At 65.3% G+C, this 12,818-nt stretch carries 10 protein-coding genes; 2 read left to right on the top strand and 8 right to left on the bottom strand.

The window, feature by feature from the left end; translation table 11 throughout:
• Positions 1-140: 140 nt before the first annotated feature.
• On the bottom strand, positions 141-1,076 hold the full coding sequence (tsf, locus tag FQU96_RS20700; RefSeq protein ID WP_146543223.1) for a translation elongation factor Ts: 936 nt from the start codon (positions 1,074-1,076) through the stop codon (positions 141-143).
• An 80-nt stretch (positions 1,077-1,156) separates the two neighbouring features.
• Complete coding sequence (rpsB, locus tag FQU96_RS20695) at positions 1,157-1,951, bottom strand: 30S ribosomal protein S2 (protein WP_146543222.1); 795 nt, start codon at positions 1,949-1,951, stop codon at positions 1,157-1,159.
• 218 nt (positions 1,952-2,169) lie between these two features.
• On the opposite strand from rpsB, the gene FQU96_RS20690 reads away from it, so the two are divergent.
• Positions 2,170-2,676 carry a hypothetical protein gene (locus tag FQU96_RS20690; protein ID WP_146543221.1) on the top strand — a complete coding sequence of 169 codons (507 nt, stop codon included), beginning with the start codon at positions 2,170-2,172 and terminating at the stop codon, positions 2,674-2,676.
• On the opposite strand, the gene FQU96_RS20685 is transcribed toward FQU96_RS20690, so the two are convergent.
• Both FQU96_RS20685 and dnaE read right to left on the bottom strand, forming a co-directional pair.
• Complete coding sequence (locus FQU96_RS20685; RefSeq protein WP_146543220.1) at positions 2,655-3,698, bottom strand: DUF72 domain-containing protein; 1,044 nt, start codon at positions 3,696-3,698, stop codon at positions 2,655-2,657. The genes FQU96_RS20690 and FQU96_RS20685 overlap by 22 nt on opposite strands.
• 104 nt (positions 3,699-3,802) lie before the next feature.
• Complete coding sequence (dnaE, locus tag FQU96_RS20680) at positions 3,803-7,243, bottom strand: DNA polymerase III subunit alpha (RefSeq protein WP_146543219.1); 3,441 nt, start codon at positions 7,241-7,243, stop codon at positions 3,803-3,805.
• 238 nt (positions 7,244-7,481) lie between these two features.
• On the opposite strand from dnaE, the gene FQU96_RS20675 reads away from it, so the two are divergent.
• Positions 7,482-7,781: a hypothetical protein gene (locus tag FQU96_RS20675; RefSeq protein ID WP_146543218.1), complete on the top strand. Its 300-nt coding sequence runs from the start codon at positions 7,482-7,484 to the stop codon at positions 7,779-7,781.
• Positions 7,782-7,851: 70 nt separating this feature from the next.
• Here FQU96_RS20675 and FQU96_RS20670 read toward each other — a convergent pair whose 3' ends face one another.
• From FQU96_RS20670 to FQU96_RS20655, 4 genes are all read right to left on the bottom strand, one after another.
• On the bottom strand, positions 7,852-9,282 hold the full coding sequence (locus FQU96_RS20670) for an aldehyde dehydrogenase family protein (protein ID WP_146543217.1): 1,431 nt from the start codon (positions 9,280-9,282) through the stop codon (positions 7,852-7,854).
• A gap of 231 nt (positions 9,283-9,513) precedes the next feature.
• Positions 9,514-10,200 (bottom strand): ABC transporter ATP-binding protein, encoded by a 687-nt coding sequence (locus FQU96_RS20665; RefSeq protein WP_146543216.1) that lies wholly within the window; start codon positions 10,198-10,200, stop codon positions 9,514-9,516.
• Entirely contained in the window at positions 10,193-11,452 is a 1,260-nt protein-coding gene (locus tag FQU96_RS20660; RefSeq protein WP_146543215.1) for a lipoprotein-releasing ABC transporter permease subunit, read from the bottom strand. The genes FQU96_RS20665 and FQU96_RS20660 overlap by 8 nt, the downstream gene beginning before the upstream one ends.
• 33 nt (positions 11,453-11,485) lie before the next feature.
• Positions 11,486-12,817 (bottom strand): FtsX-like permease family protein, encoded by a 1,332-nt coding sequence (locus FQU96_RS20655; RefSeq protein ID WP_146543214.1) that lies wholly within the window; start codon positions 12,815-12,817, stop codon positions 11,486-11,488.
• Position 12,818 lies beyond the last annotated feature (1 nt).

Raw genomic sequence — 12,818 nt, 5'->3', positions numbered from 1 at the left:
CGACGGCCGACGGACATAAAGCGACGGCCGATATTACACCAGCCGTCCCCTCACGCACGGTATTTTGTGCTCCACCGTACGGTGCTCGCCAGATACGGTGGACCTTGCCGCGGACGGCAAGGATCAATGTTGTGGCCGGCTCAGTTCTTCGCCAGGCCAGCCTGGGCCGCCACCTCGGCGGCGAAGTCATCCTGCTTCTTCTCGATGCCTTCACCGAGCTGAAAGCGGGCGAAGCCGGTGAGCTTGATCGGCGCGCCGACGTCCTTGGCCGCCGCGTCGATCGCCTTGGCCACCTTGGTCTCGCCGTCGATGACGTAGGTCTGCTCCAGCAGCACGACGTCCTGATAGAACTTGCGCAACCGGCCCTCGACCATCTTGGCTGCAATCTCGGGCGTCTTGGCCGTCTGGCCAGCCACCTCCAGCTGCACCTTGCGCTCGCGCTCGACCGCTGCCGGATCGAGGTCGGCGGTCGAGACCGACTGCGGATTGGCGGCCGCCACATGCATGGCCAACTGCTTACCGAAAGCCGCCAGCTTGGCCTGGTCGCCGGTCGACTCCAGCGCCACCAGCACACCGATCTTGCCCAGCGACGGCGCCACCGCCGTGTGCACATAGCTCGCCACAACGCCCTGCGATACGGCGAGCTTGCGCGCACGCCGCAGCGACATGTTCTCACCGATGGTGGCAATCAGGTGGGTGAGCTCGCCCTGCACGTCGCGGCCCGTCCCCGGATACGCCGCCGTCGCAACCTTGGCGATGTCACCGTCATTGGCCAGCGCCTGCTGGGCCGCCGCTTGCACGAACGCCTGGAAGGTGTCGTTGCGGGCCACGAAATCAGTTTCGGAATTGACCTCGACCAGGGCTCCCGCGGTGCCGTTGGCGACCACGCCAACCAGACCTTCGGCAGCAACGCGGCCGGCCTTTTTGGCCGCTGCCGACAAGCCCTTCTTGCGCAGCCAATCAATCGCAGCTTCAAGATCGCCGCCGGTTTCGTTCAGCGCCTTCTTGCAGTCCATCATGCCGGCGCCGGTCTTCTCGCGAAGCTCCTTGACCAGGGCGGCGGTAATCTCGGCCATTGTCGGTCTCCGTATCTTGCCAATGCGAGACGGCCGGTCATGCGACCGGCCGCCCCGAATACCTTCGATGCAGGGCGGGCTCAGGCGGCCGGGGCCGCACTTTCGGCAGCCGCCGCTTCGGTCACATCCGGCAGTTCTTCCGGCAGCGGCTCGGCAACTTCGCCAAGGTCACCGCCCGATGCCTTGATCTCTTCGCGGATGCCGTCGAGCACGGCGCCCGACAGCAGTTCGCAGTAGAGCGAGATGGCGCGGATGGCGTCGTCGTTGCCCGGCACCGGATAGGTGATGCCATCGGGATCGGAATTGCTGTCGAGGATGGCGACGATGGGGATGCCGCGCTTGCGCGCTTCCAGCACCGCGATCGCCTCCTTGTTGGTGTCGATCACGATCAGGATGTCGGGCAGGCCGCCCATTTCCTTGATGCCACCCAGCGAGCGCTCGAGCTTGTCGCGCTCGCGCGACATATCGAGCGTTTCCTTCTTGGTCAGGCCGACCAGGTCACCGGCCAGCTTGTCGTCCAGCTCGCGCAGCCGCTTGATCGACGCCGAAATGGTCTGCCAGTTGGTCATCATGCCGCCCAGCCAGCGGTGATTGACGTAGTACTGGCCGCATCGCTTGGCGGCCTCGGCGACCCGCTCCGCCGCGGCCGACTTGGTGCCGACGAACAGCACACGGCCACCGGCAGCGACCGTGTCGCGCACGACCTTCATGGCCTGCTCGAGCAGCGGCACGGACTGCGTCAAGTCGATGATGTGCACCCCGTTGCGCACCCCAAACAGGTACGGCTTCATCTTGGGGTTCCAGCGGCGTGTGTGGTGGCCGAAATGGACGCCAGCTTCCAGCAGCTGACGCATCGTAAACGACGGAATCGTCATCTTCTACCTTCTCCGGTTGAGCCTCCGCGGGGGTCGTCCTTGCGGACACCGGAGCGAACGACGGGATTTCTCCCCGCCGACCGCAGCCCCGCGTGCGAGATGGCGCGGGTGATACAGCCCTGCTGCTGGTTTGGCAAGAGCCGGCCGGCTCAGTTGGTTTGGAATTGACGCCTCACTCATAAATGAGTATCTGGTCACAAATCATTACCGGAGATCTCATGGCCGCGTTCACCGTAGGCGACACAATCAACATGACGGGCTACTTTTTGCAGCTCCACTTCATCCGTGGCCAGTCGCCAGCCGAGCTGGAAAAGCGCATCGGCTTTCGGCCCGGCCGTCTGTCGCAGGGCTGGTACCTGTTCTTCATGCTGCGGCGGCCGACGCCGGACGACTACGAGATGCACGGCTATACGCATTTCTCCGGCGGTCGCGTGCAGGGGCATCTGACGCATGCCTCGCCACCGCCCATCCAGGAGCAGCGCCTGACCCTGGAACAGGGCTGGAGCACGGCCGATGTGCGCCGCTTCAAGGACCGCCAGGTAGCCGATTTCGAGATCAGTGGCCCGCGACGTTTGGCAAAGGTCATCCCGGTGATCGACCACACGTCCATCGAGACGTATCCGCCGGGTTCGGGCATTCCGCAGTGGAAGGGCGTGAAGCCCCTGCCCTTCCGCGTCAAGGCGGCACTTGGCCCGGGCCAAGCCTACACGGGCGACTTCGTCTGATCGGCCGTCATCAACTCGAGCAGGACCGTATAGAGCTGGAGCAGCGTCAGCGGTGCGCTGCCCTCGGCCTTGTTGTTGGCGATGATCCAGATCGATCGCCCCAGGGCGAGAACCTCTTGTGCCAGACGCGCCAGCAATTGGCGCGTCTGCGGATCCTCATCGATCAGGCGGTTGAAGGGAAAGTAGCGGTTCTTGGCCTGCTCGTAGCGGAATCCCGGCCGCAGGTTCCACCGCACGATCACCGGGCCCGCCGGCGCATAGGGACCCTCCGGACAATCATCCAGTACCCGCAAGGCATTCACCTGCCGCGCGACGCTGGGCATGCGGTCATGCAGTCCCACAACGTAGCGAACACCAACGTCGCGCAGCATCCGCATCAATCTCGGCGTGAGGAGCTCCGGATTGCGCAGTTCGACGGCATAGACCGGCGTCCGTCCTCCGACGTCACGCGGCAACGCTTCCAGAAAGACGCCCAGCCGTTCCACCCACCCCGCCGGATCATGCAGGATCTCACGCGGTGCCGGCGGAAACTGAAAGACCAGCGGGCCCGCCTTGTCCTCCAGCCCCTCGATGGCCGGCACGATGAAGCGATCGATGGCGATATCGCTATCGAGATAACAGGGATTGGGCGCACGCCCCTGTCCCGTGTCGGCGCGGATAACCGCGTCGGTCACCAGCTGCGGCGCCTTGACCAGAAATCGGAAGCCGTCGCGCACCTGTCCCGCGTAGGCCGCGAAAACGTCGGCGTCGATCGGCTCGTAGTATGTCCGATCGATGCCGACCGACCTGAACAACCCGACCGCGGCGTAGGCCGCAAGCCCATTACGCGCCAGGGTGTCGGCGCCGTACTCGGCATCCCACACCAGATCCTTCCAGCCGGGGAACGACCAGGACGACGTGCCGAGATAGAGGCCTGACGGCGGCTGAACGCTCAGCGGTGAAGCGGACGCGGGCGCCGGCAGCTTACCCGGCCGGCGCTCGCGCGCCGGCGCCTCAAACATGAAGAGCTGGTCGTCACTCATGATTTTCGGACCGTGCGCGCCCACGCGCGCACCGGCATATCAGCGCCGACTGTGCTTCGCGCTTCGCTACGAGCGAAGGCGCGCAGTCCGAAAAAGGTCAAGCCCTACACTTCCTCGACCTGGGTGATGCCCGGCACGCTCCACAGGCTCTCGCGCATGCCCGGGGCGACGGCGTAGCCGCCCGGCAGCGTCAGCTCGGCTTCGTTGTCGCCATCCAGCTGCATCAACAGGCTGATGCGGCCGCGTCCCTTGGCCTGGCCGATGATCTCCTTCAGCCGGGCCAACGCTGTGGCATCGTTGAGCGTGATGCGCAGGCCCGCCGCGGCGTGCTGAACGGCATCATCAAGCTTCTCCACGGTCTGAGTCGTGAGCTTGATCTGCTCGCCGTCCATCCGTCCGTCGGCCGATACCAGGATGGCCATGCCCGGCTGCAGCAGGTCGCGCTTGGCGCTCAGCACTTCGCTGAAGACCGTGAGTTCGAAATTCCCCGAGGCATCGGAGGCCGAGACAAAGGCGAACCGGTTGCCCTTGGCCGACGTGCGTTCCGCCTTGTCGATGACGGTGCCGGCGAGTTTCACACGGGCGCTGCCATTCGACAGTCGTCCCGGCAGATCGGCGGCACGGACGACACCCAGGCGCTCGAGGCTGCGGCCATAGGCGGCCAGCGGGTGCGATGAGAAATAGAAGCCGATCGCCGCCATCTCGTGGTTGAGACGCTCCATGGCCGACCAGTCGCTGACCTTGGGCAACGGCGGACGCCGTGCCGCCGTATCGTCGCCGAACAGGGCCACCTGATCGCTGCGGCGGCTCTCGTGCGTGGCGTTGGAATGCTTGATCAGGCTTTCGATGGCCTGGAAGGTCTGGGCCCGGTTGGGGTTCAGCGAATCGAATGCGCCGGCGCGCACCAGGTTCTCCAACTGCCGCTTGTTCAGCACCCGTGTATCGAGACGCTCGGCGAAGTCCCACAGCGACTTGAACGGACCCTTGGCACGCCGTTCCTGTGCCAGGGTCTCCATCGCGTCGCGACCGATGCCCTTGATGGCACCCAGCGCATAGCGCACCGCCTTCTTGCCGTCTTCCGCCGTCTCGACGGTGAACTCGGCACCCGACGCATTCACGTCAGGCTGCAGCATGGCGATGCGCAGCCGATCGAGCTCGCGACGGAACAGCGACAGCTTGTCGGTGTTGCCCATATCGAGGGTCATCGAGGCGGCGATGAACTCGACCGGGAAGTTCGCCTTCAGATAAGCGGTCTGATACGACACCAGCGCATAGGCTGCGGCGTGCGACTTGTTGAAGCCGTAGCCGGCAAACTTGTCGACCTGGTCGAAGATCGATGACGCCTGGGCTGCCGGCACGCCATTCTTCTTGGCACCCTCGATGAAGATCGCGCGCTGCGCGTCCATCTCGGACTTGATCTTCTTGCCCATGGCGCGACGCAGAAGGTCGGCGCCGCCCAGCGAGTAGCCGGACAGCACCTGGGCGATCTGCATCACCTGTTCCTGGTAGATGATGATGCCGTAGGTTTCCTTGAGAATGCCCTCCAGCATCGGATGCAGGTGATCGATCGGCTCTTCCTTCTGCTTGCGCTTGATGTAGCTGGGAATGTTCTCCATCGGGCCGGGCCGGTACAGCGCCACCACCGCGATGATGTCCTCGAAGCGGTCAGGCCGCATCTTGCGCAGCACGTCGCGCATGCCGCTGCCTTCGAGCTGGAACACGCCCGAGACATCGCCACGCGCCAGCATGCGATAAGTCGGCTCGTTCTCCAGCGGCAGCGACGGCAGATGGATCCTGTCGCGGCCGATGAGATCGACGGCCTTCTCCAGGACCGTCAGGGTCTTCAGTCCGAGAAAGTCGAACTTCACCAGGCCCGCCGTCTCGACCCACTTCATGTTGAACATGGTCGCCGGCAGCTGGTTCTGGTCGTCGCTATCGCGGTAGAGCGGTACCAGTTCGTCCAATGGACGGTCGCCGATCACCACGCCGGCGGCGTGGGTCGAGGCGTTGCGGAACAATCCCTCCAGGCGCAGCGCCAGGTCCACCAGGCGCTTGATCTCCGGGTCCTGGTATTGCTCCTTCAGCAGCGGCTCGCTCTCCAGTGCCTGCGCCAGCGTCACGGGCTTGGCCGGATTGTTGGGCACCAGCTTGCAGATGCGATCGACCTGGCCATAGGGCATGCCCAGCACGCGCCCGACGTCGCGCAGCACCGCGCGCGCCTGCAGCTTGCCGAACGTGATGATCGAGGCGACGCGATCGGCGCCGTACTCGTCACGCACGTACTTGATGACCCTGCCGCGCTTGTCCTGGCAGAAGTCGATATCGAAGTCCGGCATCGACACGCGTTCGGGGTTCAGGAACCGCTCGAACAGCAGACCCCAGCGCAGGGGATCGAGATCGGTGATCTTGAGCGCCCAGGCAACCAGCGAACCGGCACCGGAACCACGGCCCGGCCCGATCGGCACGTCGTGGTCCTTGCCCCAGCGGATGAAGTCGGCGACGATCAGGAAGTAGCCCGAGAACCCCATGCGGTCGATCATGTCGACTTCGTAGGCCAGCCGCTTCTCGTAGTCCGGAAAGGGGATCCCCTCGGCCAGTCGACCGGCATCGCGCAAGGCGACAAGACCGGTCTCGGCCATCTCGCGCAGCGCGGCACCCTCGGAGCGCTCGCCCAGCTGGGGATAGCGCGGCAGGATGGGCTTGCGCGGCTCGGGCATGTAGGCGCAGCGCTGCGCCACGGCCAGCGTGTTGTCGCATGCCTCGGGCAGGTCGGCGAACAGCGTGCGCATGGCGTCGGCCGGCTTCAGCCAGTGCTCCGGCGTCAGCCGCCGCCGGTTGGGATCGTCGTGCAGCGTGCCCTGCGCGATGCACATCAGGATGTCATGCGCCTCGAACATGTCGGGCGAAGCGAAGTGCGCGTCGTTGGTGGCCACCAGCGGCAGGCTGTGATTGTACGCCAGATCGACCAGCATCGGTTCGATCCGTCGCTCGACCGCCTCGCCGTGACGCTGCAGTTCGATGTACAGCCGATCGCCGAACAGCCCCTTCAGTCGTTCCAGCAGATGGCCGGCCGCGACATCCTGGCGCTCGGCCAGCAAGCGGCCGAGCGCACCGGTCGCACCGCCGGTCAGCGCGATCAGCCCCTCGGTGCGTCCTTCCAGTTCCGCCAGCGGCAGCGACGCCAGCGAGCCGGTCTTGAATTGCAGGTGCGCCGCACTGACGAGCCGCAGCAGGTTGAGATAGCCCTGCTCGTTCTGCGCCAGCAATGCCAGCCAGTCGGCCTGCGGCGCCTTGACCGTGCCGGCGATACCGCCTTCCTCCTCGCGCCGGATCGCGAGATCACAGCCGACGATCGGCTGCACGCCCGCATTCGAGGCGTACTGGGCGAACTCCAGCGCACCGAACAGGTTGTCGCGGTCGGTAACAGCCACCGCCGGCATGGCCATGGACTTGGTCAGCGCGGCCAGCTTGTCGAGCTTGATGGCACCCTCGGCCAACGAATAGGCCGAGCGCACACGCAAATGGACGAAAGGAGCAAAGGACATGGGGCCGAGGGGGTGTTGATCGTTGACCGCTATCTTCCGTCAAATGGGATGTGGAAAACCAGGGCCGTCTGATCAATGCTTTGCGCCGGGCCGCCAGGCGTGAGACGTACTTTTTTTCCAATGGAATCAAGGCACGGCAGCGTCTCGGTTCCGTCAGCGCCCATGGCGCGAAGCGCTGGAAGGGCCGACCGTGGTATTCGTACACCACGAGCCCTCGCCGGCCAGCCGGAGGCAAACCATGGACATGGCCAGTTTCAAAGAGTCGCTCAGAGCCGACGCCCCGCTTGCCGGTCTTTCACCGCCGCTTCTCGCCCTGTGGTGGCTGGGCAAGGGCGACTGGAAGAAGGCGCATGAAGTCACACAGGAACAAGACGACCGCACCAGCGCCTGGGTGCACGCGCACCTTCATCGTGTCGAAGGCGACCTGTCGAATGCCGGCTACTGGTATCGCCGCGCGCAGCGCCCTGAGGCTGCAGAATCGTTGGAGACAGAATGGGCGAGCATCGTCGAAGCACTCCTTGCGGGCCGCACCGACTGACGCCCCCATAGAGCAAAGACTGAGTGTGCAGTACTGGGCGGCCACGGTGGCCGCCCAGTGCTGTTTCGCGCTACGCCGCCTTGACGCCGAGGACGGCCTTCAGCTCGAGGAACTCGTCCAGGCCCCACTCGCCGAACTCGCGGCCGTTGCCCGACTGCTTGAAGCCGCCGAACGGTGCCGACATGTCCATGGCGGCGCCGTTGAGATGCACGTTGCCTGCCCGCAGCTGACCTGCCACGCGGCGTGCGCTCTCGGCGCTGCCGGACTGGACATAGGCAGCGAGGCCATAGGGCGTGTCGTTGGCCATGGTGACCGCCTGCTCTTCAGTCTCGTACGGCAGGATCGACAGCACCGGTCCGAAGATTTCCTCGCGGGCGATCGTCATGTCGTTGCGCACGTTGGCGAACACCGTGGGCCGCACGTAGTAGCCGCGGTTGACGCCCTCCGGGCGGCCCGGTCCGCCGGTCACCAGGGTGGCACCCTCGGCGATCCCCGCCTCGATCAGGCGCTGGATCTTGTTGTACTGCAGTTCGCTCACCACCGGACCGAGCGCCGTCTCCGGCACCGTCGGATCGCCGACCTTCAGGCTTTCGGCTGCCTTCTTGGCAATCGCGGCGGCCGCATCGTGCTGGCCCTTTTGCACGAACAGGCGGGTTGGCGCGTTGCACGACTGGCCGCTGTTCTGCATCACGCCGCGGACACCACCGTTGATGGCCTTCTCCAGGTCGGCGTCGGGCAGCACGATGTTGGCCGACTTGCCGCCCAACTCCTGGTGTACGCGCTTGACCGTGTCGGCGGCCGCCTTGGCCACCTGAACGCCCGCCCGGGTCGAACCGGTGAACGACACCATGTCGACATCGGGGTGCGAGGAGAGCGCCTGGCCCACGGTCGGGCCATCGCCGTTCACCAGGTTGAAGACGCCCTTGGGCACGCCGGCATCGTGCATCACTTCGGCGAACAGGATGGCGTTGAGCGGCGCGATCTCGCTGGGCTTCAGCACCATGGTGCAGCCCGCCGCCAGCGCCGGCGCCACCTTGCACACGATCTGGTTGATCGGCCAGTTCCACGGCGTGATGAAGCCGCACACACCGACCGGCTCCTTGGCCAGCAAGGTGGTGCCGCGCATCTCCTCGAACTGGAACTCCTTCAGCACCTTGATCATCTGCATCAGGTGGCCGACGCCGGTCGCCGCCTGCGCCTTGGTCGACAGGGTGATCGGCGCCCCCATTTCCATCGAGATCGCCTTGGCGACGTCGTCGTAGCGCTTCTTGTAGGCGGCCAGGATCGCCTCCAGCAGCGCCACCCTTTCCTCCCGCGTCGTGCGCGAGAAGCTGGGGAAGGCCGCCTTGGCTGCCGCCACCGCGCTGTCAACGTCCTTGGCCGAGCCCAGGCTGATGCGCGCGCACGGCTCCTCGGTGGCAGGGTTGATCACGTCGAACGGCCGCGACTCCGCCGGCGCCACCCAGGCACCGTTGATGTAAAAATTCAGATGATCGGACATGGTTTCCCTCCGTTGTGGGCAGGCTGACGACACGGCAACAGCTTCCTCGGAGCCAGCCTGCACCGAATAGCGCCCTGATGCGAGTCTCGGCTAGCGGCTGGTAGCCCTCGGCTGCTCTGAAACACTACAAATGGTGACCGCCATATCGCCTGTCGGATCGCATCTTCGATATAGCCATGCGTATACATGGCAGGCCGGCAGCAGTCGCGTTCCCGTCGATGACACGCGCATTCATCCCGGCACGAGCAGACCGTCTTCCAGGCGCACGATACGGTCCATGCGCGATGCAAGCTCGGGATTATGCGTGGCGATCAGCGCCGCCAGGTTGGCGCCGCGGGTCAGCGCCAGCAGCTGGCGGAAGACCGCGTCCGAGGTCGTGTGATCCAGGTTGCCGGTCGGCTCATCGGCCAGCAGCACGCGCGGCGCATTGGCGACAGCCCGCGCGATCGCAACGCGCTGCTGCTCGCCGCCCGACAGCCGTGCCGGCCGATGGCTCTCGCGCTCGGCGAGGCCAACCATCGCCAGCAGTTCCCGCGCCCGGCTGCGCGCCACGCTACGGCCGATGCCGGCCAGCATCTGCGGCAGCATCACGTTCTCCAGTGCCGAGAACTCGGGCAGCAGGTGGTGGTACTGGTAGACGAAGCCCAGGTAGCGACCGCGCAACGCCGTACGCTCGCGATCGGAAAGCGAGGCGGCCGGCTTGCCGTCCAGCAGCACGTCGCCATCGTCCGGCTTCTCCAGCAGGCCGGCGATATGCAGCAGCGTCGACTTGCCGGCACCCGACGGGCCGACCAGCGCCACGATCTCGCCGGGCTGCAGGTTGAACGAGGCGCCGCGCAACACTTCCAGGCTGCGGTCGCCCTGGTGGAACGTACGGCGGATGTCGCGCAACGCCAGGGCTGCTGCCGATTCACTCATAACGCAGGGCCTCTACCGGATCGAGACTCGCGGCGCGCCGCGCGGGATAGATGGCGGCCGCCAGCGACAGCACCAGTGCCAGAACCAGGATCGAGACCACCTCGCTGGCCTGGACGCGCACCGGCAGCGTGGCCAGAAAGTCCACCTCGCTACTGCGCATCGGCCCACCCGTGATGGCCGTCAGGGCGGCGCCGATCGACTTCATGCTGGCGCAGATCAGAAGTCCAAGCGCCGCACCGATGAGCGTTCCGACAACGCCGACGCTGGCGCTGGCCAGGAAAAAGATACGGACCACGCCGCCGCGCGTCGCACCCATGGTGCGCAGAATGGCGATCCCCCTGCCCTTGGTCCGCACCAGCATGGTGAAGCTCGCGATCACGTTCATCGAGGCGACCAGCACGATCAACCCCAGGATCAGGAACATCATGACGCGTTCCAGATCCAGAGCCCCGACCAGGCGGGCATTGCGCGTCCGCCAGTCGCTGACGCGCAACCCGTCGCGTTCAAGCTTCTGGCGCACCATGGAGACCACATCGGCGGCGCGCGACGGATCGTCGATCATGATGTCGAGCGCCGTCACGGCGTCCTCGGCCAGCCCGAAATCCTCCTGAAAAAGATCGAGCGGAATGAATCCCAGCGTCAGGTCGAACTCGCTGCGCCGGCTCAGGAATGTGGCGACCACCTCATAGGTCACGGGTCGCGTCTGCACGGCGCCCTTCTCGTCCCGGACATAGGCGATGACGCGCAACTGATCACCCAGGCGCAGTCCCAATGCCTGGCGCAACCTGTCGCCGATGACGATCGGATTGGTCTTGCTCGTGAAATCGGCCAGGTTGCCGCTGGTCAGATTCCGCGCAACGATATCGCGCGACTCCAGATCCTCGGGCCGGATGCCTCGTATGGTGATGGCGCGCGAGATCGTATCGGCCGTCACCATGGTTTGCCGCTCGGCCGTCGGCGTCACCAACCGCACACCCGGTATCGTGGCCAGGCGTTCCGCCAGCGGTTCCCATTCGCCGAGAACGCCCTTTTCCGGCGCCACCCGGACGTGACCGTTCATGCCCAGGATGCGGTTGTAGAGTTCGCCGCGGAAGCCGTTCATCACACTCAGCACGACGATCAGGGTCGCGACGCCCAGCGCGACCCCGATCAGCGAGAAGATGGCGATGAACGAGATGAAGCCATCCTTTTCGCGCGTGCGCAGGTAGCGCAACGCGATCATCCGCTCGGATTGGGACGGGAAGAGAGTCATGGGATACCCAGTACCTTCCCCCGCTTGCGGGACCTATCCACGGCGCAGGCCCTCCAGAGGGTCGAGCCGGGTCGCGGTCCATGCCGGATAGAGCGTGGCAAGGAAGGCGAAGACCAGCGCCATGACGGCGATCAAGATCACTTCACCACTGGAGATGCGGGCTGGCAATTCGGATAGCAGATAGAGCTGCGGATCGAACAGGCATACGCGGAACGTCGACTGGATCGCCTGTCGCAGCGCCTCGATGTTGCGCACGAACAGCAGGCCGAGGCCGACACCCAGGCCAACGCCGACGAGACCGATACCCATGCCGTCGACCAGGAAAATGCGCAGGATCTGGCCGCGCGAGGCGCCCATGGTGCGCAGAATGGCAATATCGGGCCCTTTGGTCCGCACCAGCATCATCAGGCTGGACACGATGTTGAACGCCGCCACGACGATGATCAGGGTCAACACCAGGAACATCACATTGGTCTGGACCTGCACCGTGTTGAAAAAGCCGGCATTGGCCTCGATCCAGTCGAAGGCGTAGGCCTTCCACTCGACGGCTTCCGAGATGCGCGGTGCCAGCCGCTGGTAGTTGCCAGGATCGGCGGCGAATACCTCGATCAGCGAGGCCTGGCCCGGCTGGTCGAAGAAGTCCTGCGCCTTCTCCATGGGCATGTAGATGAAGTTCGAGTCGTAGTCGTACATGCCGACTTCGAAGACCGCCGCGACACGAACCCGGATCTTGCGCGGCACGCGGCCCACCGGCGTATCGATGGTGCGCGGCGAGACGATGTCGATCTCGCTGCCGACCTTCACGTCGAGGATCTCGGCCAACTGGATGCCGACAATGACATTGCCGTCATCGGCCAAGTCCTGCAGCCGGCCGCGGTCGCCAATAACGGTGGGTGGTTTGTCCCGCGGAGCGCAGACGTCGGATCGCGACGCATCACGACGAGCGGTGGCGGCCGAGGGTAGCAAGGAGCGCGCGATGGGCGCCCGCGCCTCGAGATCCTCCAAGCGCATGCCGCGGATCATCACGCCGCGCACGCCGTCGGTCGACACCACGACGGCCTGCCCTTCGACCACGGGGTTGGCGCTGGCAACACCGGGGATCATGCGGATCTTGTCGAGCAGCGGCTGATAGTCGGAAATCGGCCCCCGGCCCGAGGTGACGCCGAGCTGTCCGTTGACCGCCGTGATCTGGTTGAGCAGCTCGACGCGAAAGCCGTTCATGACGGCCATGACGACAATCAGCGTGCCAACACCCAGCGCGATGCCGACCAACGAAAACCAGGCGATGATCGAGATAAACCCCTCTTCGCGGCGCGCCCTGAGATAGCGCAGCGAGATCAGACGTTCGACGGCGCTGAAAGCCATT

Origin of the sequence: Reyranella sp. CPCC 100927, assembly GCF_007859315.1 — a bacterium.
Taxonomy (GTDB): Bacteria; Pseudomonadota; Alphaproteobacteria; order Reyranellales; family Reyranellaceae; genus Vineibacter.
Note: the sequence above shows the minus strand (reverse complement) of the source record. Positions and strands in the feature narration are given on the sequence as shown.